A 23,766-nucleotide genomic window follows, 5' to 3' on the forward strand; every position below is an offset into this window, starting at 1 on the left:
ATCTGTGTAATTAATTTAGTCTTCAAACACACCGTCTGTGTCAAAAATATGGTCTAACTCATCCGTACTGATTGCGGCAAGCACCTTATTGCGGATACTGCCTTTTGCAAGATCTAACCGCTTAAAGCGATTTTCTCCTGCTGCGTCTTTTCCAATACGTATCAGCTGCACTCTGCCAATTCTTGGTTCATTTGCAGCATAGTTTGCAAGTCCCTTAGCTTTGCCCAAGTTATCCTTGAAATCCGGATTGTGAGGTTCCAAAATATCAACGATGTACTTGAGAATTGGATCTTGGCGAACAATGATGAAATCCGGATAAAGCTCCTTGCATTTCCCGTCCATTTCATAAGGCATCCGCAGTGACCAAGACTGTCGGGACGGATTACGCAGCCAGCAAACATAATCCTCTCGTTTTTGCTCTTCTGCCAAAACAGCCTGTTCCCAGCCATTCAACTTAATTTTTGCTATTCCATCTGCATTGGCAAAAAGATGATCCGTGTACTTTATTCCATCTGCTTCAACCTTGGCACTGATTGTCTCCGGAAGAGTAAAGTTGTGCTTACTGATTTCATCGCCGTTAGCAACAATATCGCTATACTGCTTTTGACACTTCTCCGGTTTAGCTACAATATATTTACGATACTGGTCGTTCAATTCATGGAACTTCTTCTCAGCGTATTTATTTAATTCCGCAATACACTCGCTGTCGAATGCGAACAGAATACAATCCACCTTAAAGGCGTTCGGATTGTCGAAGTCGATATATTTACGCCCATATGCCAAGTGGAAACCACATCCACCCATTTTTGCGTCTGCTACTCTTAGCTGACGATCAAGGTCAGACTCGGATGCAGTAAACATATCTATCTGGTTATCGCTTTGCATTTTCTCACCGAAAACATCGAATATCTGAACAGACAGTTTCATCTCCATGACTTGCTTTGTAAGCTCGTCATATTTTCCAGCATCATGCAAACCGTTCACATAGTTGCGGATAAGTTCAGCAACATCGTTTTTCACATCCTCAGCCGCCGTAATACAGATATTGAACTGCGATAACAGCCCTGCCAAGCTCATCAAAGACTTCAAATAACTATTGATTTTTACCGCACGGACGATATAAGTCAGATATCCCTGTTCATTGATGAACTTTGTAATTCCTTCACGATCTATTGTTGGAAGCATCGACATCTGCGATACAGCCGGTGTTAGCACTGGCTGCTCTTTTTTCTCAGATTGGTCACCTTCACTGGTTCTCTCAATTTCTTGACCTGCATGCACATCGTTTCTAGGCACTGTTTCCAGTGGAATCGTCTGGTGTTGTCCTTCTGCGGGAAGTTCTGAATCTACTCTACCTTGGTTCACTGCCACAACTCCAGAATTTGGCATATCGCCAACTGCTGTGGAAGGTGCCACAGCAGGCTCTTCTTGGAAGCCATTCGGATAATCAAATATGCTCAACTGCCCCACCGTCAGTTTTTGCGTTTTCTTTCGCTGGTTGTGAACCGACCATGTATCATAGTTCTGCTCCTCAAGAGATTCACCATCGACAACTGTCGGAATCTCTCCACCTTCGGTTGCCTGCAATTCATCAATAACCTTTTGGACGGTATCCTGGTTGAAATACGGAAGGAATAGCCGCACATCATTTAAGGAGTCATCCACGAGAACATGACACTGAAGCGGTGTACGAACCATACGTCCGAGCAGCTGCGCAATATAGGTTGCGTCTTCCGCACGCCGGAAGGACATCATAGTTTCTGCACGAGGGCAGTCCCAGCCAGTGGACAGATTTTCCTTAAATAAGACAACACGAATGCGGCGATCTTCTGCGATCTCGGATGGCTCGATATGCGGCACGGTCAATCCGTGAATCGACAATGTGCCCGTTGAACCGAAGGTATGCACGACTTCATTTTCCTTGAAGCTATCGCCCATACGTTCTTCGATTTTCGCAATTACATCGTCCAGATCGGTGTCAGATACTTTCGTACCGGAACCAGCGCAGACTTGGATAACAAACACCGGATTTACATTGGTGTAGTGCTGCTCATAGGTATACTGATACCAGTGCTTGCACTTATCCTGCCATTCGTCTGTTGCAGCCTGGAGAACGGCCATGTCACCGTGTTTAATTGGATCTTCCGGATAAGTGATTACAATACGATCTTTGAGCAATCCAGATTGGCGAACTTGAGCCGGGGAAATAATAACCTTATGCAATGTAGAATTTGTTGCCTGTCCTACAAGGGAATTAAAACGTTCGGCGGTCGCGCTCATTCCGATGACGACCGGAATGGGCAACAGATTCTGTTCGCTGCTTCCCTTGATAAATCGCTGCATGATGGTAGTTGCCGTTCCCGCCTGGCGTCCCTGCATACCGCGGTGTGCCTCATCAATAATGAAATACAGACGATCAGCTTTTTCTCTTGCCGTATTTTCAATGGTCTCCCAAATCGTATACTGTCGCGTATCCGAATGACGGCTCAGATTACCGGCCTTGCCAAGCTTCTGCGTATTCAGAAAATAGATATGACCGTCCTCCAGAATCTCTCGGTCGAAAGATTCATCCGAAATCACTACACACTGATCCATACGGATCTTATCTGCCTTCAGCTCGATCTTCTGTTTGGACTGCTCATTCAGCTGTGGAGAATCCGAAAGCCATACAAAAATAGCCTCCGGCTGTTCAGTAAACTGCTCTGAACCGTAAAAGATATCTTCAATCAGAGCAGACATGATAATCGTTTTGCCAGAACCCGTTGGTGCCTGGAGCGAAACCACCTGAGGGATCTTCAGCATGCGATAGTTATTCAGCGCCATCGCCACGCGGAGGCGCATTTCATTGACCGCCTGTTTTTGAAATGGAAATAATTCACAAATCATTCTTAGTTTCTCCCTCTGTTCATACGGAAGTGATCCAAGTAATCCCGGTAAAGCTGATACGCCTCTGTGACATTCAGATTTTTTACCATCGATTGATAATTCACTTCATAATCGGTTGCCAAGAATACGGTTTGGATTTCAGGATGTTCTGCAAGCTTTTCTGCAAAATCGGCAAATGAATTCTCGTTAATCAAGACCGCAAATTGATTCTCCGGCAAGATCAGCATGTCCGGCATTTGCTCTCCGGTCAATTCCGGGCATTTTCCTTTTGCACCAGTTTTCAACCACAATGTAGGCAGCATTTCCGAAAAGCGCATACCGAGAGAGACTGCTGTCGAATCCAAGAACCCAAGTTTGAAGAATGCTGCATTTGCTTTGAAACCGTCCGCCATATGCATCAGCGGCTCGCAGCCGAGATAATCTCCTTTGAGCGGCTTTCCGTTTATATCTTGTCCCTTAATAGAACAAACTGTACGCGGCCAAGTGACATAGTGGGCGATGCCGAGCTTTTCCCATTCCGCATTACCGGGCTGATAGCCTTTGTTTTCAGCATCTTTGCTTCATCTGCGGAGACCTCATTATTCGTCACCATAATGCAACGTCTGTGCCCACCATCCTCAGCGTTGAGCAGGTTCACTGCATGCATGGTCGTGCCGCTGCCTGCGAAGAAGTCAATGATGAGGGCAGCTGGCTTTTCTGCTACAAAATACTTCAATGAGTCGCGGACAGAATAAAGTGATTTCGGAAATGAAAAACGTGCATCACCAACTATATTTTTCAGCAGGACAGTGCCATATGTTTTCGCATCATAGCTTTTTTCGTTCCATACTGTAGTGGCTCTTGTAAGTTTTCCTCCGGTTTCCACAACAATTTTAGAGCCATCTTCTCTATAGCCTTTTACAGCCCATCTTCCGGACGCTATTTTCTCTTCAAAATTTTCACTTAAATACTTTATCGTATAAGGCTGGTAAGGAGATTTTTTGTTAGGCAACACTTGAATCACCTTTTTTTCTAAAAGTCTTGCAAGTGTTTCTCCTGTAACGCCCCAATTCATTTCTATACCATCATCTCTAATCGGAAACACCGTGGTGGCACCATCAATGTCTGGTACTGAATGACGATCTTGTGTATGTGGAAGTGCCTTGCCTATTTTGACGATTTTATGAGTTTCATTGTCTATATAAATTGGGTAAAACTGAGCTATGCCTCCCTTCACAGTACCTCTCCGAGAACCGTACTCAAGCCGTCTTAAATACCACCATCTAACTTCAACTTCATCTCCATCACCTTTTTTCTGAACAACATGTGCATCCCCTAGAATCACAAAGAAAGCATATTCATCAGCTCGAGAAAAAAGGTTTTTTCTTATAGCACCAGATGGGTTAATAGTGATGCTAACCATTTGAATTTGTGCCTCTGGAAACATTTCCTCCAGCAGACAGCCAAGATGCAGGTATTCTTTTTCATCAATAGTTACAATTAAAACAGAATCCGCCGGGTTCAACAGTTTCTTTGCCAGCTTCAACCGGCGCTGCATAAATGAGAGCCACTTACTATGACGGTAAGCATCATTGCCGTCCACATAATCGTTGTTGTATTTCCAGTCCTTTGCGCCGGTATTGTATGGCGGGTCGATATAAATGCAATCCACCTTACCCGCATACAAATATTCCAGAAGCTGCAAGGCGTGATAGTTGTCCGCTTCAATCAGCGTGTGCCAGAGATCGCTATCCGGTGCATTGCAAACTGAATCCAACGGTTTCAGATAGGGATAGATGGATTCTCCAAATTCCGCAACACGAACGATATCCTTCAGGTCAAAGGTGACTGCTTCGTCTTTCTGTTCCGGCTTAACGCAGACAGCGGTATCGCCTTCAACTCTCAGCACAACATAGATGGATTTGTCGTCCTTACTGTCACGGCGCATAACGTTACAGCCTCTTTTGATAGGCATATCATAGAGAGGCGTGCTTTCCGGCATATGTTCTTCAAAGACCAAGCCGAATTTCTTCTGCTTGGCCATTTTACTCACTTCTTCCTGAATTCTATTTCGAAGAGTCTCATCTTGGATCTGGCTTATTAAATCATTGATTGCAGCCATTGGTACGACCCCTTTCTTAGTTTTCTTTTGTCTTCACGTAGCGACCACTCTTGATTCTTGCGTCAGCTGGCTTTTCCGCATCCTCTGGAATCGCCCAGTATGAACCGATTTTCGTTGCTCCGGGAATTCGTCCGGCTTTACAAAGATCACTGATCCATCTTGCCGAAAGGTTCCATTTTTCTGCTGTCTGTCTGATTGATAAATAGCCCATACAATTCTCCGATCTAATCCGAGCAAATTCTACATGTAATCACAATAATTGTACTCCAAACCTCGCGGAAAATCAAGATATTCTATCCTCGTTAAGCTTTAGCTTTCGTGCCCCCACTAATTCGCAAGCAGGGCTTTCGTGACATGAAAGCGATTTTCTGCTTGTTGGGGAAACTCTCCAATCCCCATAGAACGCTGCCTGCGGCATCGGGCTGCTGCGTCTCCGTTCCACTCCGGTCCGCGCAAAGCAGACGTCCACCGGACGTCTTGCGCCGTTCCGGATGCTTTAACAGCAGTTCCGCCAAAGAAAAAACCGGAATGAATCATCATCCCGGCTTCAAAAACATTTACTTGTGCTTGCAACCTCCACGCTTTTTGTAGTCCTCGTCTATACGCTTTTTCCAATCTGCGCTCAGCGGAGCACTGCACCGGACAGAGCTGATTGCTTCGCTGACCACTTCATAATTCAACGCGGTTCCTTCACTGTCGCACTGATAGTTGACTGCACGATCTGCACCGATTCCGAACTGGCTTGCAGTCTCTACTGCGTCAATATTGGCACCAAGGAACAAAAACTCCCAACCGTATTTCGCTTTCTGCCGCTCGATCATCTGCTTCACTTTTTCGCTGTTGTACCGGCGGCTGGCATTTTCCATTCCGTCCGTAGTGATTACGAACATGGTATGTTCCGGCACCTCCTCCGGCCTTGCGTACTTATGAACATTTCCAATGTGATGAATCGCACCGCCGATGGCATCTAAGAGTGCCGTGCATCCGCGAACCGTGTAATCACGGTCAGTCATCGGTCGGATATCCTTTACATTTACACGGTCGTGCAGGACTTCGCTCACATTGTCAAACAGCACCGTTGAGATCAGTGCTTCGCCCTCTGCTTTTTTCTGCTGCTCAATCATGGAATTGAATCCGCCGATGGTATCCCGTTCCAATCCGATCATGGAACCGCTGCGGTCTAAGATAAAAACGATCTCTGTTAAATTTTTTCTCATATGCTTGTCCTCCCAAAAGATTATGGCTGCTCGGTTTCGTACCTTACAGCCATAATATAGCGATTTTCTTTTGTGAAGTGGTCGCATAGAAAACGACATTTCTTTGTCCTTATGCCCCGATCAGGCTCTGGTCAAAAGCAAACAATGCCTCGTTGATTTCATACACATTGTAGTTTCCCCGTTCGACAAAATATTCTACAATGATATCGAATTTGCTCGAGTGGGAAAGAGTAAATCCTGCCTTGCCGAGCATCTCCTGCATCTGGGCAAGCGGCAACTCCAAAGCGAGAGCAAATGCCAGCACTGTTGGTTTGGATGGCTTATAGAATTTATCAGAGCGAATTTTGGAAAAGAGTTTCCGGTCAATGTTTGCCTTCTTGTAACACTGGGCATCCGTCATGCCGCTTTCGTCAATCTTCCGCAGCAGCATTTCCGAAAAGCTCTCATCAATCTGCCCCAGTGCCTCCTCCAGAGATTGACTGCTGCAAGATTTACAGATTACTTCGGACGGCAGCGGGGCAGATGCAGCTTCAAAGCAGGATTCCTCTGACAGCGCTTCAAGCCGCCGTCTCTGTTCTACTCGACTGTCGGTATGTTCATCCACATACCAGTCATCTATGTACGCCGCGATATCAGCAAACAGTTTTCCGCTAATCTGATATGCCTTCTTATCAAAGATAACGATGTAGACCATCATCTCATTTTTCAGCAAGAATGCACTGATGGTATCGACTGCAACCTTCAGAGCCTGGTCTTTTGGATAGCCGTAGATGCCGGAGGAAATCAGCGGAAAAGCCACCGCCTGACAGCCATTTTCTTTTGCCAGGTTCAAAGATGTCCGATAACAGGATTCCAGAAGCTGTTGTTCCTGATGCTTGCCATCTCGCCAGCGCGGGCCGACTGCATGAATCACATATTTGCAGGGCAGGCGATATCCCTTTGTGATTTTTGCGCTGCCAGTCTCGCAGCCATGCAGCGTACTGCATTCTGCAAGCAGTTCCGGTCCGGCGGCACGATGAATGCAGCCGTCCACACCACCGCCGCCCAAAAGAGAAGTGTTGGCAGCATTGACGATTGCGTCAACGCGCATTTTTGTAATATCGTTTCTGATAATCTGTAACGGCATGAAGCATACCTCCCATTCGTCCGATCAGAGTCCTTGTCTGATCAAATATCTATTAAAGTGTCTCATACATTGCTTTCAATTTTTTCGGCGCTACACTGTTCCTGCAAATACACTGCCATAAAGGGCAAATATATTTGCTTCCCGTCCGTATTGTTCTATGCTATAATACTATTGTTGTCCAACCGAAACCCGGCAACGGGAGGAGGTGAACGTTATAGACACTTTAATTACCTTTATCATCACTGTTGCGGCAGGTGTTACTTGCCATCTCATCTGCAAATGGTTAGACAGACATGATAGGGACAACAAATAGCCTAGTGGTTTCTTATCCACTATAATAAAATAAGAAGAAAGCCCAAGAAGCTGCAACTTCAAGGGCTTTCACTCTTTTTGTTATAAACACTTTAATACCTTTTGCCTACTGGCATTATATCATACGCAATTTTTCTTTGCAATATACTCAATATATTTTTTAAGGTGTTTTGTGCGCTACGTGTGTTCTACACTTCAAAATCGCCCACTTTTTTAGAAAATCCAAGAACTTTCAGGCATAAAAAAACCCCGGAAAATCAAAAATTTCCGAGGTTTTGATAAATTTCCGTATTCGATTGGAATTATCGCTTGCTGAACTGCGGTGCGCGACGAGCAGCTTTGAGACCGTATTTCTTACGCTCTTTCATACGTGGATCACGTGTAAGGAATCCAGCAGCTTTAAGAGCTGGTCTGTAGTCTTTGTCTGCCTCAAGGAGTGCTCTGGAAAGACCATGACGGATTGCTCCAGCCTGTCCTGTGTATCCACCGCCGTGAACATTAACGATCACGTCGAATTTACCCTCTGTCTCTGTTAAAGCCAGTGGCTGACGAACGATAACCTTCAGAGTCTCAAGTCCGAAGTACTCATCGATATCTCTTTTATTGATAGTGATTTTACCTGTTCCAGGTACCAGGTAAACTCTTGCGATTGATTTCTTTCTTCTTCCTGTTCCGTAGAATTTTGCGCTAGCCAATGTTTTCTACCTCCTATTAAAATGTTAAAACTTCAGGCTTCTGAGCCTCATGTTTGTGCTCTGGTCCTGCGTATACGAAAAGTTTCTTGTTCATAGCTCTTCCAAGAGGTCCTTTCGGAAGCATTCCCTTAACTGCGAGCTCGATAACCTTCTCAGGTTTCTTTGCTAACATTTCTTTTAATGTGGTTTCTTTCATTCCACCAACATAGTCGGAGTGGTTATAATAAATCTTCTGCTCAAGCTTCTTGCCTGTAACTTTGATTTTATCAGCGTTTACAACGATTACATAATCTCCTGTGTCAACGTGCGGTGTAAACTGAGGTTTGTTCTTTCCTCTTAAAACACTTGCAACACCGGATGCCAGACGTCCCAGAGTGCAACCCTCTGCGTCAACTACATACCATTTTCTTTCGATTTTATCCGGATTAGCCATATAAGTCTGCATGGTCCTACCTCCTGTTATTTATCAACGATAATGTTTCTCAAACCGCGGTACTTCCGCGAAAAAAAGTAAATGGAAACGCGGGTGCAAAATAAATCGCGGAAATGTCCGAAACCGCTGATAAAATGCCGTCGCCGGGGCTATTGGCTCAAGCATCTTCGCACTACGTCACATTGAGTTATTATATTATAAGGCACCTTGCCTGTCAACTGTTTTTTCTTGTAATTTTCAACAAAATTCCTGTTTTCAGAAAAACTCGATTCCCATCAGCGTCAACCCCTGAGCCGGAGCTGTGGGGCCTGCTGCCCCGCGGTCACAGGCTTTCAGGATCTTATCCATGCGTTCCGGCGGATACTGCCCGTTTCCGATCTCGATCAGGGTTCCGGAAATGATACGCACCATATTGTAAAGGAAACCTGTTCCTGAAATGCGGATGGTCACCATGTCACCATCTCTCCACACGTCCATGGAGGTCACGGTGCGGATGGTGGTCTTCACCTGTGCGCCGGAGCCGCAGAAGCTGGCAAAATCATGGCGTCCGATCAGATAAGATGTTGCTTCCTTCATCTTATCCACATCCAGTTTATAATGGTAAAAATAAGAGTACAAACGCTCCGTTGGCACCGGAAACCGCCGGTTCAGGATACGATATTCATATGTTTTTTCACTGTCACAGTAACGGGGATGAAAATCCGGCTCCACCTCCTCAGAAAGCTGGATACGGATATCCTCCGGAAGTCTCTGGTTCAGTGCATAGGAAAATTTTTCCCCGGGGATCCTGGATTCGGTATCAAACACCGCCACATTTCCAAGAGCGTGCACTCCTGCATCTGTACGGCTGGCACCGATGGTCTCGATCTTTTCCCCAAGCAGCTCACTTAAGGTATCGTTTAAAACGCCCTGAATGGTGATTCCATTTGGCTGTGTCTGCCAGCCTGAGTACTTGGTTCCATCATAAGCTACAACAAGTCCTACTCGTTTCATAAAATATATTCCCTCCTGATACAGACATCCCTGCAGTACTTTCTATCCCAAAACAGACATACCGTCCTGCAAAATGCCTGCCTGATCCGGTTACAGTTCTGCTGTGCAAAATGCAGCGCTTCGGACCGTTCCATGTCTGAGTACCGGCAGGATTTGGCTACAGTCCCGCCACACGGAATGCAACACCCACCGCAAGATATGCCACAAGGATTCCATAGGCCGCATAATCTCTTTTTTCATAATGCAGCGGCTTCATCTGTGTTCTGTGCTCTCCACCATGGTAACACCTTGCTTCCATGGCCATTGCCAGATCATTGGCGCGGCGGAACGCTGAAATAAACAGCGGTACAAGAAGGGGTACCATATTTTTCGCCTTCTGGATCAGGTTTCCGTTTTCGAAATCTGCACCTCTGGCGATCTGTGCCTTCATGATCTTATCCGTCTCCTCCAGAAGGATCGGGATAAATCGAAGGGCAATGGACATCATCATGGCGATCTCATGTACCGGCACCCGGATCTTGTTCAGCGGACGGAGCAGTCTCTCCAGACCATCTGTCAGCTGATTCGGCGTGGTAGTCAATGTCATGATGGAAGATCCGATCACAAGGTAAACAAGACGGATTGCCATTCTTCCTGCAAGAACAAGGCCTTCCCTTGTGACCTTGATGATCCCGAAACGCCACAGCACTTCGCCAGGCGTCAGGATGATATTGAACACAACCGTGATCAGAAGGATCATAACGATAGCCTTCAGACCCTTGAACATGAATTTCACCGGGACCTTGGATATTGCGATCATGGCTACCAGAAATGCTGTTGCCACCGCATATCCGAGAAATGTATGGAACAGGAACACAGAGATCAGAAATCCCAGAGTTCCCAGAAATTTGGTCCGTGGGTCCAGTCTGTGAAGAACGGATTTGGCCGGATAATACTGGCCAATGGTAATATCTCTGATCATTTTTCCGCCCCTCCTTTGTTCAGTAATGGAGAGTTCGCCTGCGCAAGTGCGGCAAGGATACTGTCTCTGGCTTCCTCCACCGTTGTGGCATCTGCATCCACATGCAGCCCATGTTCCTTCAGCGCATGCATGATATAAGTGATCTGCGGTGCGGCAAGTCCCATGGTTTCCAGTTCCTTATAATGGAAAAAAACCTTCTTCGGCTCATCATCAAATACAGCTTCTCCGTGATTCATAACAATGAGGCGCTCCACGTATTTCGCAATATCCTCCATGCTGTGGGAAACCAGAACAATGGTTATCCCTCGCACCTTATGAAGCTCTGCGATCTGATCCAGGATATCATCCCTGCCCTTCGGGTCAAGCCCTGCTGTGGGCTCGTCCAGGATCAGGATCTTCGGGTTCATGGCAAGAACCCCTGCAATAGCTACCCTTTTTTTCTGGCCTCCGGAAAGCTCAAAGGGTGATTTCTTGAAATTGGACTCTTTTACTCCAACCTGAGTCAGCGCCTGCTTCGCTTCTTTCTCTGCTTCTTCCCTGGAAAGTCCCTGATTCATAGGTCCGAAGCATACATCCGAGATCACATCATTTTCAAACAGCTGATGCTCCGGGTACTGGAACACCAGACCAACCTCGCTGCGGAGCTGTTTCCGGTCATATTTCTCAGCCCACACATCTTCTCCGTTATACAGAACCTGGCCGGATGTTGGCTGTACCAGCGCATTCAGATGCTGGATCAGCGTGGATTTTCCGCTTCCTGTGTGTCCGATGATCCCGATAAACTGGCCGTCCGGGATCACAAGGCTGACATCCTTCAGCGCATGGCTCTCATAGGCTGTCCCGGGGCTGTAGGTATAGGTTACATTTTTTAATTCGATTGACATAATGCGCTCACCAGCTCCTCTGTAGTCAGTATTCCATCCGGAACATCCACGCCGGATTTCTTCAGTTCATATGCAAGAAGTGTTACCTGTGGTACATCCAGTCCATACGCCTTAAGAGTATCCACCTGGGAAAAGATCTCTTTGGGATTTCCCTGCATCACAACATTTCCGCTGTCCATGACATAAACACGGTCAGCATGGATCACTTCCTCCATGTAATGGGTGATCAGAATGACTGTTACCTTTTCCTTACGGTTCAGCTCCCGCACTGCCTCCAGGACTTCCTTTCTTCCGTTAGGATCCAGCATGGCGGTAGGCTCATCCAGAATGATGCACCGCGGGCGCATGGCCATCACGCCTGCAATAGCCACTCTCTGCTTCTGCCCTCCGGAAAGCTTGTTTGGGGACTGATAACGATAAGCTGTCATACCGACTTTTTCCAGGCTGTCATTCACCCGTTTCCAGATATCATCTGTAGGAACTCCCATATTTTCCGGACCAAAGCCTACATCCTCTTCCACAACGGTTCCTATGATCTGGTTATCCGGATTCTGAAATACCATTCCTGCCTTCTGGCGTACCTTCCAGAGTTTGGTCTCTCTGGCGGTATCGATCCCGTCCACCAGCATCGTTCCCTCTGTTGGGATCAGAAGCGCATTCATATGCTTCGCCAGTGTGGATTTTCCGGATCCGTTATGTCCCAGAACTGCCACAAATTCTCCTGCTTTAATGTCCAGGTTCACATCATTGACTGCACGCTGCATGTCTACCACATTGCCGTCATCATCGTATCTCTGATAGTCAAATCCCAGCTTAAGCGCCTTGATAATTCCCATCTTTTCTGCTCTCCTTAATCCTCTGTAGCTGCCGGTTCACCAAGGCCGGTCAACTCATCGATCAGTGCCCATATCTCGTCTCTTCCCTGCTTCGTCTCCGCAGAAAACGGAAGGATCTTTCCCTCTTTCGGAAGGCCCAGTCCGATGCGGATCTCCTTCAGGCTTTTTGCCACCTGGCTGCGTTTCAGCTTGTCAAGCTTGGTTGCGATGATCACCGGCTCATATCCGTTGTGACAAATCCAGTCATACATCTGCTTGTCATTGGCGGAAGGCTTGTGGCGAATATCCACCAGGAGAAAAACCGCACGGAGCTCTTTGGAATTATGAAGATAGCCCTCGATCATTTTTCCCCATTTTTCCTTCTCTGCTGCAGAGACCTTGGCGTAGCCGTAGCCCGGCAGGTCTACGAGATACATTGCTTCATTAATGTTATAAAAATTGATCGTCTGTGTTTTTCCCGGCTGTGCGCTGGTTCTTGCCAGGGCCTTGCGGTTCATCAGACCATTGATCAGGGAGGATTTCCCTACATTTGATTTTCCCGCAAAAGCTACCTCCGGCCTTCCTGTGTCCGGGATCTTGCTTGTGATGCCGCAGACGATATCCAGCGATACGTTTTTGATTACCATTCGTTATTCCTCCCTTTTCTTTTAAAAGCCCTGTCCTGAAGGTCAGGGCAGGGTTTTTCTGTTTTTTGTTTATGCAAGAGCTTCACCGAGAACTTCTTTCATGTTATCCACAAACCGGATATCCAGTCCCTGGATGATCTCTCTGTCCATCTCCTCGATATCCGGACGATTTTTTTCCGGAACAAGGACTTCCTTGATCCTGGCATATTTAGCTGCAAGCAGCTTCTCTTTCAGTCCGCCGATCGGAAGCACACGGCCTCTTAAGGTGATCTCACCGGTCATGGCAAGATCCGCACGTACCGGTTTTTCGATAATTGCAGACAGCATGGCAGTTGCCATTGTAATACCGGCGGACGGGCCATCCTTCGGAACGGCACCCTCCGGAATATGTACATGCATATCATGCTTCTGGAAAAATTCCGGATCGATCTCATATTGGTCAGAAACCGAACGGATATAGCTGATACCTGCCTGTGCAGATTCCTTCATCACATCTCCAAGCTGTCCGGTAAGAAGCAGCTCGCCTTTTCCGGGCATGATATTGACTTCGATCTGCAGGGTATCACCGCCTACCTGTGTCCATGCAAGACCGCGGGCGATCCCGATCTCATCCTTCTCATTGGCCATTAGATAGTTATATCGTTCTTTGCCAAGGAATCTGGAAATATTTCTGGATGTGACAACTACCTTATCCTTACCCTCTTCCATGATAGCACGTGCAGTTTTTCTGCAGATACGTCCGATGCCTCTCTCCAGAGAACGGACTCCTGCTTCCTTGGTATAGTTGTTGATCAGCTTGCCAAGAGCTGCCGGCTGGATCACCAGCTTGCCTTCCGGAATACCGTTGATCTCCATCTGCTTCGGGATCAGATGCTCCCTTGCGATATGTTCCTTCTCATTTTCCGTATATCCCGGGATTTCCATCAGCTCCATACGGTCAAGAAGAGGTCTCGGGATTCCCTGAACATCATTTGCAGTGGCAATAAACAGTACCTCGGAAAGATCCTGGGGAATCTCTACATAGTGATCATTGAACTTACTGTTCTGCTCCGGATCCAGAACCTCCAGAAGTGCTGCGGAGGTATCTCCTTTATAATCGCTGCTGGTCTTATCGATCTCATCAAGAAGCATCAGCGGGTTGCTGACTCCGGCTTCCTTCAGTGCGACTGTGATCCTTCCTGGCATGGCACCGACGTAAGTCTTTCTGTGGCCACGGATCTCTGCCTCATCACGGACACCTCCAAGACAGATGCGGACGTATTTCTTGTTCATGGCCTCTGCCACAGAACGTGCAATGGAAGTTTTTCCGGTTCCCGGAGGTCCCACCAGACAGAGGATCGGACTCTTTCCCTTGTGGGTCAGCTTACGTACAGCAAGGAATTCCATGATACGTTCTTTGACCTCTTTCAGTCCGTAATGACCCTCTTCCAAAACCTTCCATGCGTTCTCAAGATCCTCGGAATCCTCGGATTTCTTATTCCACGGAAGTGCAAGAACGGTTTCCAGATAGCCTCTCTGCACCGTTGCCTCTGCAGCACTGGCTGCCATTCCTTTAAAACGGCTGATCTCCTTGGAAATCTTCTCTTTTACTTCATCAGATGCATCCAGCTCCTTCAGCTGTTTTTTAAATTCATCGATATCATCAGCAGTATTCTCCTCGCCCAGCTCCTCACGGATGGTTTTCAGCTGTTCCCGGAGGATATACTCTCTCTGATTCTTGTCGATATGGGATTTCACCTTGCGCTGAAGATCTTTGGTGATATGGATCACCTCGATCTCGCTGCCAAGAAGCGCTCCAAGGATCTCATAACGGTCATTCAAAGACACTGCTTCCAGAAGCTTCTGCTTGTTCTGATACGCCATCGGAAGATTTACTGCGATCTGGTCGATGGTTTCCTGCACATCTTCGATGTTCATGATCTGGGTTACCAGATCCTTGCTTACTTTTCCGCTTTCTCTGCAGTATCTCTGAAAAAGCTCCCGGATGCTGCGAAGCATGGCGTCCTTTACCGGTTCCGGGTAATCCTCTTCCTGTGCCGTAACGATCTCGCATTCCGCCTTCAGATATGGTTCCTCCTGCTCCAGGCCCAGAACCTCTGCCCTGTCCAGTCCCTCTACCAGAACCCGGTAAAGATCCTGCGGAAGCTTCACCACCTGCTTGATATAAGCGACGGTTCCTACCTGATACAGATCCGTAAGTTCCGGTATTTCCACCTCAGGATCCTTCTGTGTCAGCAGAAAGATCTTCTGGTCATGGAGCATGGCTGCTTCCACGGCACGGATAGATTTCTCCCTGCTCACATCAAAGTGTACGATCATATCCGGAAGGACTGTAGTCCCACGGAGAGCGATCATTGGCAATATATTGACCTGATTTGTCATTTATGTCATTCCCTTCATCAAGCTGTTTCCGGCTTGCCTTTCTTTTTCGAACGGGATGTTTTGCGTCCTGCTTTTTTTGCAGGAGTCTTGGCCTCCCCGTGGATGATCTCCGGCTCTCCGGTTCCCTCCACTGCCTCTTTTGTGACGATACACTTACGGATGGTGTCGTCCGATGGTGTCTTGTACATCAGATCCATCAGGGTATGCTCCATGATGGCACGAAGTCCTCTGGCACCTGTTTTTCTCTCAAGAGATTTCCGGGCAACTGTCTCAAGTGCTTCATCCTGGAACTCAAGCTGCACGCCATCCAGCTCAAAAAGCTTGTCGTACTGTTTTGTGAGGGAATTCTTAGGCTCCTTCAGAATACGGATCAGTGCTTCTTCATCCAGAGAATCCAAGGTTACCACGACCGGAACTCGTCCGATAAACTCCGGGATCAGACCAAATTTAATAAAGTCCTCCGGCATAACCTCCTTCAGAACTTCGCCCACATTGCGGTCTTCCTTTTCGGAAACCTCCGCCCCGAAACCAATGGATTTGGTATCCTGTCTTGCCTCGATGATCTTCTCCAGTCCGTCAAAAGCACCACCGCAAATGAACAGGATGTTTGTAGTATCGATCTGGATAAATTCCTGATGAGGATGCTTTCTTCCTCCCTGAGGAGGTACGCTTGCAACGGTTCCTTCCAGAATTTTCAGAAGTGCCTGCTGTACGCCCTCACCGGACACATCTCTGGTGATGGAGGTATTCTCGGATTTTCTTGTGATCTTATCGATCTCATCGATATAGATGATCCCGTACTGGGCACGCTCAATATCGTAATCGGCTGCCTGAATGATCTTCAGAAGAATGTTCTCAACATCCTCGCCAACATAACCTGCCTCTGTGAGAGTAGTGGCATCTGCGATGGCAAAAGGAACATTCAGCAGTCTTGCCAGTGTCTGTGCAAGAAGTGTCTTACCGGAACCGGTCGGACCAAGCATCAGGATATTACTCTTCTGCAGCTCCACGTCCAGGTTTCTTGAAGCAAGAATCCTCTTGTAATGATTGTAAACAGCTACGGAAAGTGCCTTCTTGGCATCATCCTGTCCGATCACATACTCATCCAGGATACTGTGGATCTCTTCCGGTTTCAGAAGGTTGATCCCTGTTTCATAATCTGCCTCATGATCATACATACTGAATTCTTCTTCCATGATCTCGGAGCAGATCCCGATACATTCATCACAAATATATGCTCCATCCGGACCTGCGATCAGCTTGCGTACCTGATCTTCAGTCTTATGGCAAAAGGAGCATCTTACCTTTCCTTCTTTTACTTTATCTGCCATATCTTTTTGTTTCCTTTCTAAGCGTAAATGTCCGTCTCTCGCAGACATTTAAAATTCCTTTTTAAAGCAAGATAAGACTCCTGTGTCTTTACAGGAGTCTTTTCTTACGCATTATTTGTGGATCACAACACCGTCGATCAGGCCGTATGCCTTAGCTTCTTCCGCTGTCATATAGTTGTCACGGTCAGTATCTTTTTCCACAATCTCAAGAGGCTGTCCGGTATTCGCAGAAAGAATCTCGTTCAGCTTCTTTTTGGTTTTTGCGATCTGGTCAGCTACGATCTGGATCTCTGTAGCCTGCCCCTGTGCACCGCCTGATGGCTGATGGATCATGATCGTCGAATTCGGCAGTGCATATCTCTTGCCTTTGGCACCGGAGGACAGGAGGAAAGCTCCCATGCTGGCTGCCATTCCAAGGCAGATCGTAGATACATCGCACTTGATATACTGCATTGTATCATAAATTGCCATTCCGGCAGTTACAGAACCACCCGGGCTGTTAATATAAAGCTGGATATCCTTGGAAGGATCTTCTGCTTCCAGGAAGAGAAGCTGCGCAACGATCAGGTTTGCACTGACATCGTTTACCTCTTCTCCAAGGAAAATGATTCGGTCCTTAAGAAGTCTTGAATAGATATCATAACTTCTTTCTCCTCTGCTGGTCTGCTCAATGACGTAAGGTACTAAACTCATTTTGCCCTCCATTTCCGAGGTTTATTACGCCTCTACAGCTGCATCGGCAACTAATGTAACAGCTTTCTGAACAGCCATATCTTTCTTCATCTGCTCCATCTCGTTCTCACCGATGAGATCTTTTAATTTGTCTGCTTCCATCTTGTACATCTCTGCCATCTTGGAGATCTCTTCGTTAACTTCTTCCTCTGTTGGCTGGATGTTCTCTACCTCAGCGATCTTCTCAAGAACAAGTCTTGTCTGGATTCTCTTAAGAGCCTGTGGCTTCATGTCTTCCATCATCTTGTCAACGCTCTGGCCTGTGAACTGGAAGTACTGCTCCATGGAAAGACCCTGGGACTGCATTCTTCTTGCGAAATCGTCAAGCATCTGACGTGTCTGTGTCTCGATCATTGCCTCCGGAATATCCATCTGTGCATTCTCGATCACTTTATCTACTGCTGCGTCTTCTTTTGCACGACGTGCATCTTCTGCTTTCTTCTCTGTCAGGTTCTTCTTAACGTCTTCCTTGTACTCAGCAAGTGTATCAAACTCAGATACATCCTTAGCAAAGTCATCGTCAAGCTCCGGAAGCTCTTTTGCTTCGATCTTCTTAACATCGCACTGGAATACAGCTTCTTTGCCAGCCAGCTCTTTTGCCTGATACTCCTCTGGGAATGTAACCTTAACTTCTACGTGATCACCTGTGTTAGCACCAACAAGCTGCTCCTCGAATCCCGGGATGAAGGTGTTGGATCCAAGTGTCAGCGGATAGTCTGTTCCTTTACCGCCCTCGAATGCCTCACCATCTACGAAGCCCTCGAAATCGATAGTTGCTGTATCGCCGTTCTGTGCTGCACGATCCTCAACTGTGATGGTTCTGGAGTTTTTCTCCTGCTCTTTCTTAAGCTCAGCCTCAACTTCCTCGTCTGTTACCTCTGTCTCAGACTTCGGAACCTCAAGTCCTTTATAGTCACCAAGAGTTACCTCTGGTTTAGTAGCTACTTCTGCTGTAAAGATAAATGGTTTGCCAGGCTCAACCTGTGTTACATCGATCTTAGGCTGGGAAACGATCTCAAGATCACACTCAGCAAGTGCTTTGCTGTAATGCTCAGGGATCAGAGCGTTTGCAGCGTCCTCAAGGAATACTCCCTTTCCGTACATCTGCTCGATCATTTTTCTTGGAGCTTTTCCTTTACGGAATCCCGGAATAGAAATTCTGCCTTTTGCTTTCTGATATGCATTCTGCATTGCTTTGTCAAGATCCTCGGCGGAAACCTCGATTGTAAGTTTCGCCATGTTTTTCTCCATTTTCTCCACCTGTAAACTCATGTTTCTTGTTCCTCCTTAATCATATCGAGTAAATACCTTATATAAAATAGTTAACACTCGCATTATATATTTACAGTCATTTCTGTAGTATAGCATAACCACTGTAAAAACGCCAGTATTTTTTTCAGTTTTCCATATGCCCCCACAGGGCATTTCTCAGCTGCCCACGTCCTCAATGTCAAAGTAATTTTCTGTCTTTCTTATGTTGTTAAGACAAAATGTAAAAATCCTTTTATAAGTTTTAGGCGTATAATGAACACCATCGTCTGTACCGTCTCCCGTATTGGATACAGTACCATATCCGGTCCGCATCAGATAACTGTAAACATCAATATAGTGGTACTGACTTCCAAGCTCACCGGCAAGACCGCTGTTAAAAGTCCGGACATCCTCACATTTACGATTCTTGGTACTTCCCTTTTCCCCTCCATTGATCGGATTCACAGACATATAATACAGACTGCAGTTTTTCATGGAAAGCTTTGTTCCCAGCTTTTTCATATAAGACACGTACTGTGAGAGTCTATCATTCAGATCCTGTTTTCCGTTAATATCTCTGAGATCATTGATACCATGATTAAACACCACTGCGATCTTTGCGTATTTTTCATTTTTACGACATTTTTCTATTTCTTTCAAAAGAGCCTGTGCGCCCGTTGACTTCAGCCAGCCCAGTTCCGTATTAGAACAGCATACAAAGCTGACATGGCTGTCCACATACTCCTTTCCAAACTGTTCGTACAATACCTTCTGAAGACCATATGTCCTGGAATCTCCCACGAAGATGATCCTTTCGTAATTCTCAGGATAATGAAAGCTGTTCCTGACCAGATTCGGTTCCTGATACCGCCAGAATCTCACCGCATAGAGATGCATGGTCCCACTGACTGTGATCACCTGTCCGGCTTCATACCTTGGTGCGGTCTTCTGACCTGCCCTGGTAGACCATCCAAGGAATGTATAATTCTCTTCATTGGCCATCACCGGTAGTTTCAGTTTTCCGCTTGGAGCCTGGATGATCTTGTAGATATCTCCGTCATTCCTGTGCAGGATCAGTTTGGGATTGTTCTTCTTTTTTATCACTGCATAAAACGTTACATTTCTTTTTACAAAATATTTTTTTCCCGGCTTATATCCTGCCTCCGCTCCTCCTTTTTTCAGAGACCATCCTTCTGCCTGATATCCTGCTGGGACCTGCGGCACTTTGGGAATCGTGATCATGGAACCATATTTCTGTTTCTTTTCCAATTTTTTATATATAGCAGAGGAGGCTCCTCCGCCTGACCTGAAAGATACGGAATACACTTTTTTGCAAGCATTCCCGAATGTATCATCCGACCAGTCAAAGCCGGCAGCTGACACCAAATTTCCTGTGGCTGTCATCAGTATAACAAAAAGCGCCACTACCCACAGGACCTGTTTCATCTCTTTTTTCATGCTCTTACATACACCACCGATTCAGCGATCTCTTCTGCCTTTGCGCTTCCCTCCAGCTGTCCGATCAGGGAAAGGCTGAAATCGATGGCTGTTCCAAGGCCTCTGCTGGTAGTTACATTTCCATCTACCACTACAGGCTCCAGAGATGTTCTGGCACTTTTAAGCTGTTCCATAACAGATGGGTACGATGTAGCATTTCTGCCTTTCAGGAATCCAAGTCTCTCGAATATACCTGGTGCCGCACAGATAGCTGCTACCTTGCCACCATTCTGATAGAAATCTGTCAGAAGCTCAGTCAGCGGTTTATATTCCTCCAGATATTTTGTTCCCGGCATTCCTCCCGGAATTACAAGCATATCCGCATCGGAAAAATCACATTCTCCAAAGGTACGGTCTGTAAGAAGATCGATCCCATGAGAGGTTCTGATCTCTTTTGTCTCTTTGATAGATACTGTCTGGATGTCGATCCCGGCTCTTCTCATCAGATCTACCACGGTCAGTCCTTCAATATCTTCAAAACCATCTGCGAAAAAAATATATACTTTACTCATGATCCTGTTCATCCTTTCTTTTATAAAATCCATAAATATTTTCTGTATTCCCCATTCCCTTCCATAATGCTTTTTCCATCTGAAAATGTCAAGAAATTTCAACAGATATGCCATTGCAAATCCTGTTTTTTTCCTGTAGACTGAACATAATATCTTTTCATTTCACAAATCCGGAGGTTTTTTATATGGAGATCGAACGTAAATTTCTGATCCGGAAGGATGACCTTCCGCAGGATCTGGCTTCTTATCCCTGCCACAGGATCGAGCAGGGGTATCTTTGCACTTCCCCTGTCGTCCGCATCCGCCGGCAGGATGATGACTATTTTCTTACTTACAAATCCAAGGGTCTCATGAGCCGTGAAGAATATAATCTTCCGCTCACCGTTGAAGCCTATGAGCATCTGAAGCCTAAAGCAGACGGTATCCTCATTACCAAGGACCGCTATGTGATCCCGGAAAAAGACGGACTTTTTATTGAACTGGATGTGTTCCACGGAGAATACGAGGGAGTTCTTCTGGCTGAGGTGGAATTTCCTACAGAGGAAGCCGCCAATGCCTACACTGCGCCGGACTGGTTCGGAGAAGATGTAACTTATTCCACCAGATATCATAACAGTACCATGAGCCAGGGCTGGCAGAGCGATTACTGTTCACTCCGTTCTCAGTAACACGCTTCGCGGAATATTACCACTGAACAGTAACGCAGAGCGATCACTGACTGGTATCGTAAATCGCACTTGTATTTCTTATTTCAGGTGCTATAATTAGTAATGCAGGCAGATATAGTTCATCGGTAGAACATCAGCTTCCCAAGCTGAGGAGGCGGGTTCGATTCCCGTTATCTGCTTTCATTGCCAAAGAGGGCACGCAGTCAGGCGTGTCCTTTTTTATAAATTTCAAGGAGGATTTTTGTTTATGAAGATTGGATTTATCGGATGTGGAAATATGGCCTCTGCCATGATCGGCGGTATTCTCCGTCAGGGGATCTTTTCAAAGGACGAGATCATTGTTTCCAACCTTACAGACGAAGGCAGAGCGCGCAGTGAAAAAACTCTTGGTGTTGTCACCACTCTGAATAACAATGAAATAGTCAGATCTGCAAAAACTGTCGTTCTTGCAGTAAAGCCGCAGTTTTATGAGAAAGTTCTCACAGAGGTCCACGACAGTCTCACAACAGAGCACACCATCATCGGAATCGCTCCCGGCAAGACTCTTGCATGGCTGGAAGAAAAAGCCGGTCTTCCTCTGAAAGTTGTCCGTTTTATGCCTAATACTCCTGCACAAGTTGGGGCCGGAATGACTGCTGTATGTACCAATGACCGGGTTTCGGAAGACGAACTGGCAGAAATCCTTAAGATCACAGACAGCTTTGGCTGTACCGAAGTGGTACCGGAGCGTCTGATGGACGCCGCAGGCGCTGTAGGCGGCTGTTCACCGGCTTATGTGTTTATGTTTATCGAAGCCATGGCAGATGCCGCTGTCAGCCAGGGAATGCCTCGTAAGCAGGCTTATAAATTTGCTTCCCAGACTGTTCTCGGCAGCGCAAAAATGGTTCTGGAAACCGGCAGACACCCGGGAGACCTGAAAGACATGGTCTGCTCACCGGCAGGAACTACCATTGAAGGTGTCCGCACCCTGGAAAAGAGCGGCTTCCGCAGTGCCGTATTCGAAGCGCTTACCGCAGCTGCTGAGAAGGGTAAGAAGTTATAATTTTCGAAAACAAAAACTCCGTGAGGTCTGCATTCACCCGGACCTCACGGAGTTTTTCCATCTCATCTCTTTTATCGTCTGCCGACAGCCCTACAGCAACTCGATCAGTGCGTCAATATCTTCCATTTTTGTTCCCCAGCTTGTGGCAAAACGGATCACTGTATGATCTTCATCATATTTTTCCCAGAAATCAAACTGAACTTCTTTGCCCAGTTCTTCTTTCTTTTTATTTTCCAAAACTACAAACTGCTGGTTCGTGGGAGAATCCAGGAAAAGCTGATATCCTTTTTCCTGAAGGGCTCTTTTCAGCTTCATGGCTGTTTCAATAGCATTTTTGCTGATTCTTGTATACAGATCATCGGTAAACAGTGTGTCAAACTGGATTCCCAGAAGACGGCCTTTTGCCAGAAGGGCTCCCTGCTGCTTCACCATAGTCATAAAGTGCTTCGGAGCTTTTTTCGTAAAGACCACTGCCTCACCGCAGAGTGCACCGACCTTGGTTCCGCCGATGTAGAACACATCTGTACATCTGGCGATATCCTCAAGTGTCACATCTGCTTCCGGACTTACCAGACCGTAGCCAAGTCTTGCTCCGTCCAGAAACAGCGGAAGCTCGTATTTATGGCATACCTCGGAAATTTCCTCCAGCTCTTTCTTCGTATAAAGTGTTCCGTACTCTGTCGGATGGGAAATATAAACCATTCCCGGAAATACCATATGGTCGTGACTTTCATCCCCATAAAAAGTTTCCACATAATCTGTGATACTTTCTGCTTTGATCTTTCCGTTTTCTGCCGGAAGTGTCAGTACCTTATGTCCTGTATACTCGATTGCTCCGGCCTCATGACAGCTTACGTGTCCGGTCTGCGCCGCAAGAACACCTTCATAACGGTTCAGGACAGAACCTATGATCGTGGCATTGGTCTGAGTTCCTCCCACTAGGAAAAGCACATCTGCATCCGGGCAGCCACAGGCTTTACGGATCTTCTCCTTTGCAGAATCACAGTATTTGTCTGTGCCATAGCCGGAAAGCTTCTCCATATTGGTTTCCAGAAGCTTCTGGAGGATCGCCGGATGGGCTCCCTCGCAGTAATCGTTTACAAAAAATAACATTTTATTTTCTCCTCATCTGTATTTTCATTTTATTTGACCGTCTTCCCCGGAATGATCTTACATGTGGAAAACGATTTGACACTCCCAACAGCTAAAGCAGGGGGATTCTTGCTTCTCCCACTACTGCATTGGCAAACACCTTACGGTACTGCAATGTCTTACACAGTG

General features: G+C 46.5%; 22 protein-coding genes and 1 tRNA gene. 3 read left to right on the plus strand and 20 right to left on the minus strand.

Features of this window, described 5'->3' with window-relative positions:
* Nucleotides 1-15: 15 nt before the first annotated feature.
* The 19 genes from EAI83_RS06730 to EAI83_RS06820 all read right to left on the minus strand — a co-directional run bounded on the left by EAI83_RS06730 (nucleotide 16) and on the right by EAI83_RS06820 (nucleotide 20,778).
* Entirely contained in the window at nucleotides 16-2,886 is a 2,871-nt protein-coding gene (locus EAI83_RS06730) for a DEAD/DEAH box helicase (RefSeq protein WP_129974819.1), read from the minus strand.
* A 2-nt stretch (nucleotides 2,887-2,888) separates the two neighbouring features.
* Nucleotides 2,889-3,278, minus strand: coding sequence for a hypothetical protein (locus tag EAI83_RS17520; protein ID WP_243113455.1), 390 nt, complete (start codon nucleotides 3,276-3,278; stop codon nucleotides 2,889-2,891).
* A gap of 50 nt (nucleotides 3,279-3,328) precedes the next feature.
* A complete protein-coding gene (locus EAI83_RS06735; RefSeq protein ID WP_243113456.1) occupies nucleotides 3,329-4,987 on the minus strand; it encodes a site-specific DNA-methyltransferase in 1,659 nt (552 codons plus the stop codon).
* 16 nt (nucleotides 4,988-5,003) lie between these two features.
* Nucleotides 5,004-5,198 carry a helix-turn-helix domain-containing protein gene (locus EAI83_RS06740; RefSeq protein WP_129974820.1) on the minus strand — a complete coding sequence of 65 codons (195 nt, stop codon included), beginning with the start codon at nucleotides 5,196-5,198 and terminating at the stop codon, nucleotides 5,004-5,006.
* A 346-nt stretch (nucleotides 5,199-5,544) separates the two neighbouring features.
* Complete coding sequence (locus tag EAI83_RS06750) at nucleotides 5,545-6,204, minus strand: vWA domain-containing protein (RefSeq protein WP_129974822.1); 660 nt, start codon at nucleotides 6,202-6,204, stop codon at nucleotides 5,545-5,547.
* 109 nt (nucleotides 6,205-6,313) lie between these two features.
* A complete protein-coding gene (locus EAI83_RS06755) occupies nucleotides 6,314-7,330 on the minus strand; it encodes an O-acetyl-ADP-ribose deacetylase (RefSeq protein ID WP_021650597.1) in 1,017 nt (338 codons plus the stop codon).
* Nucleotides 7,331-7,944: 614 nt separating this feature from the next.
* Nucleotides 7,945-8,337: a 30S ribosomal protein S9 gene (rpsI, locus tag EAI83_RS06760; RefSeq protein ID WP_059086106.1), complete on the minus strand. Its 393-nt coding sequence runs from the start codon at nucleotides 8,335-8,337 to the stop codon at nucleotides 7,945-7,947.
* Between the two features lie 16 nt (nucleotides 8,338-8,353).
* Nucleotides 8,354-8,782 carry a 50S ribosomal protein L13 gene (gene rplM, locus EAI83_RS06765; protein WP_021650595.1) on the minus strand — a complete coding sequence of 143 codons (429 nt, stop codon included), beginning with the start codon at nucleotides 8,780-8,782 and terminating at the stop codon, nucleotides 8,354-8,356.
* Between the two features lie 243 nt (nucleotides 8,783-9,025).
* Nucleotides 9,026-9,763, minus strand: coding sequence for a tRNA pseudouridine(38-40) synthase TruA (gene truA / locus EAI83_RS06770; RefSeq protein ID WP_021650594.1), 738 nt, complete (start codon nucleotides 9,761-9,763; stop codon nucleotides 9,026-9,028).
* A gap of 157 nt (nucleotides 9,764-9,920) precedes the next feature.
* Complete coding sequence (locus tag EAI83_RS06775; protein ID WP_015527359.1) at nucleotides 9,921-10,724, minus strand: energy-coupling factor transporter transmembrane component T family protein; 804 nt, start codon at nucleotides 10,722-10,724, stop codon at nucleotides 9,921-9,923.
* Nucleotides 10,721-11,608 (minus strand): energy-coupling factor transporter ATPase, encoded by an 888-nt coding sequence (locus EAI83_RS06780; protein WP_022426171.1) that lies wholly within the window; start codon nucleotides 11,606-11,608, stop codon nucleotides 10,721-10,723. Before EAI83_RS06780 ends, EAI83_RS06775 begins: the two co-directional genes overlap by 4 nt.
* Nucleotides 11,593-12,444, minus strand: a complete 852-nt coding sequence (locus tag EAI83_RS06785; RefSeq protein ID WP_015527361.1) for an energy-coupling factor transporter ATPase — start codon at nucleotides 12,442-12,444, stop codon at nucleotides 11,593-11,595. The genes EAI83_RS06780 and EAI83_RS06785 overlap by 16 nt, the downstream gene beginning before the upstream one ends.
* Before the next feature lie 14 nt (nucleotides 12,445-12,458).
* Nucleotides 12,459-13,070, minus strand: coding sequence for a ribosome biogenesis GTP-binding protein YihA/YsxC (yihA, locus tag EAI83_RS06790; RefSeq protein WP_015527362.1), 612 nt, complete (start codon nucleotides 13,068-13,070; stop codon nucleotides 12,459-12,461).
* A gap of 69 nt (nucleotides 13,071-13,139) precedes the next feature.
* Nucleotides 13,140-15,452 (minus strand): endopeptidase La, encoded by a 2,313-nt coding sequence (gene lon, locus EAI83_RS06795; protein ID WP_129974823.1) that lies wholly within the window; start codon nucleotides 15,450-15,452, stop codon nucleotides 13,140-13,142.
* A gap of 17 nt (nucleotides 15,453-15,469) precedes the next feature.
* Complete coding sequence (gene clpX / locus EAI83_RS06800) at nucleotides 15,470-16,783, minus strand: ATP-dependent Clp protease ATP-binding subunit ClpX (RefSeq protein ID WP_059086109.1); 1,314 nt, start codon at nucleotides 16,781-16,783, stop codon at nucleotides 15,470-15,472.
* A gap of 111 nt (nucleotides 16,784-16,894) precedes the next feature.
* Nucleotides 16,895-17,476, minus strand: a complete 582-nt coding sequence (clpP, locus tag EAI83_RS06805; protein WP_015527365.1) for an ATP-dependent Clp endopeptidase proteolytic subunit ClpP — start codon at nucleotides 17,474-17,476, stop codon at nucleotides 16,895-16,897.
* A 24-nt stretch (nucleotides 17,477-17,500) separates the two neighbouring features.
* Entirely contained in the window at nucleotides 17,501-18,787 is a 1,287-nt protein-coding gene (gene tig / locus EAI83_RS06810; protein WP_015527366.1) for a trigger factor, read from the minus strand.
* Nucleotides 18,788-18,943: 156 nt separating this feature from the next.
* On the minus strand, nucleotides 18,944-20,224 hold the full coding sequence (locus EAI83_RS06815) for an InlB B-repeat-containing protein (protein WP_059086110.1): 1,281 nt from the start codon (nucleotides 20,222-20,224) through the stop codon (nucleotides 18,944-18,946).
* Complete coding sequence (locus tag EAI83_RS06820; RefSeq protein ID WP_092068762.1) at nucleotides 20,221-20,778, minus strand: DJ-1 family glyoxalase III; 558 nt, start codon at nucleotides 20,776-20,778, stop codon at nucleotides 20,221-20,223. Before EAI83_RS06820 ends, EAI83_RS06815 begins: the two co-directional genes overlap by 4 nt.
* Before the next feature lie 182 nt (nucleotides 20,779-20,960).
* Here EAI83_RS06820 and EAI83_RS06825 point away from each other — a divergent pair, with 182 nt between their 5' ends.
* The 3 genes from EAI83_RS06825 to proC all read left to right on the plus strand — a co-directional run bounded on the left by EAI83_RS06825 (nucleotide 20,961) and on the right by proC (nucleotide 22,485).
* Entirely contained in the window at nucleotides 20,961-21,443 is a 483-nt protein-coding gene (locus EAI83_RS06825; protein ID WP_129974824.1) for a CYTH domain-containing protein, read from the plus strand.
* A 108-nt stretch (nucleotides 21,444-21,551) separates the two neighbouring features.
* Nucleotides 21,552-21,622, plus strand: a tRNA-Gly gene (locus tag EAI83_RS06830).
* Nucleotides 21,623-21,690: 68 nt separating this feature from the next.
* On the plus strand, nucleotides 21,691-22,485 hold the full coding sequence (gene proC / locus EAI83_RS06835; RefSeq protein WP_059086112.1) for a pyrroline-5-carboxylate reductase: 795 nt from the start codon (nucleotides 21,691-21,693) through the stop codon (nucleotides 22,483-22,485).
* Between the two features lie 90 nt (nucleotides 22,486-22,575).
* Here proC and EAI83_RS06840 read toward each other — a convergent pair whose 3' ends face one another.
* Complete coding sequence (locus EAI83_RS06840) at nucleotides 22,576-23,598, minus strand: threonine aldolase family protein (protein ID WP_059086113.1); 1,023 nt, start codon at nucleotides 23,596-23,598, stop codon at nucleotides 22,576-22,578.
* Between the last annotated feature and the right edge of the window lie 168 nt (nucleotides 23,599-23,766).

Origin of the sequence: Blautia sp. aa_0143 (assembly GCF_004167315.1) — a bacterium.
Lineage (GTDB): Bacteria > Bacillota > Clostridia > Lachnospirales > Lachnospiraceae > Blautia_A > Blautia_A fusiformis.

Coding starts and splice junctions, on each gene's coding strand:
- EAI83_RS06730 (WP_129974819.1), bottom strand. CDS start 2,886: ATGATTTGTGAATTATTTCCATTTCAAAAACAGGCGGTCAATGAAATG.
- EAI83_RS17520 (WP_243113455.1), bottom strand. CDS start 3,278: ATGGCGGACGGTTTCAAAGCAAATGCAGCATTCTTCAAACTTGGGTTC.
- EAI83_RS06735 (WP_243113456.1), bottom strand. CDS start 4,987: ATGGCTGCAATCAATGATTTAATAAGCCAGATCCAAGATGAGACTCTT.
- EAI83_RS06740 (WP_129974820.1), bottom strand. CDS start 5,198: ATGGGCTATTTATCAATCAGACAGACAGCAGAAAAATGGAACCTTTCG.
- EAI83_RS06750 (WP_129974822.1), bottom strand. CDS start 6,204: ATGAGAAAAAATTTAACAGAGATCGTTTTTATCTTAGACCGCAGCGGT.
- EAI83_RS06755 (WP_021650597.1), bottom strand. CDS start 7,330: ATGCCGTTACAGATTATCAGAAACGATATTACAAAAATGCGCGTTGAC.
- rplM (WP_021650595.1), bottom strand. CDS start 8,782: ATGCAGACTTATATGGCTAATCCGGATAAAATCGAAAGAAAATGGTAT.
- truA (WP_021650594.1), bottom strand. CDS start 9,763: ATGAAACGAGTAGGACTTGTTGTAGCTTATGATGGAACCAAGTACTCA.
- EAI83_RS06775 (WP_015527359.1), bottom strand. CDS start 10,724: ATGATCAGAGATATTACCATTGGCCAGTATTATCCGGCCAAATCCGTT.
- EAI83_RS06780 (WP_022426171.1), bottom strand. CDS start 11,608: ATGTCAATCGAATTAAAAAATGTAACCTATACCTACAGCCCCGGGACA.
- EAI83_RS06785 (WP_015527361.1), bottom strand. CDS start 12,444: ATGGGAATTATCAAGGCGCTTAAGCTGGGATTTGACTATCAGAGATAC.
- yihA (WP_015527362.1), bottom strand. CDS start 13,070: ATGGTAATCAAAAACGTATCGCTGGATATCGTCTGCGGCATCACAAGC.
- lon (WP_129974823.1), bottom strand. CDS start 15,452: ATGACAAATCAGGTCAATATATTGCCAATGATCGCTCTCCGTGGGACT.
- clpX (WP_059086109.1), bottom strand. CDS start 16,783: ATGGCAGATAAAGTAAAAGAAGGAAAGGTAAGATGCTCCTTTTGCCAT.
- clpP (WP_015527365.1), bottom strand. CDS start 17,476: ATGAGTTTAGTACCTTACGTCATTGAGCAGACCAGCAGAGGAGAAAGA.
- tig (WP_015527366.1), bottom strand. CDS start 18,787: ATGAGTTTACAGGTGGAGAAAATGGAGAAAAACATGGCGAAACTTACA.
- EAI83_RS06815 (WP_059086110.1), bottom strand. CDS start 20,224: ATGAAAAAAGAGATGAAACAGGTCCTGTGGGTAGTGGCGCTTTTTGTT.
- EAI83_RS06825 (WP_129974824.1), top strand. CDS start 20,961: ATGGAGATCGAACGTAAATTTCTGATCCGGAAGGATGACCTTCCGCAG.
- proC (WP_059086112.1), top strand. CDS start 21,691: ATGAAGATTGGATTTATCGGATGTGGAAATATGGCCTCTGCCATGATC.
- EAI83_RS06840 (WP_059086113.1), bottom strand. CDS start 23,598: ATGTTATTTTTTGTAAACGATTACTGCGAGGGAGCCCATCCGGCGATC.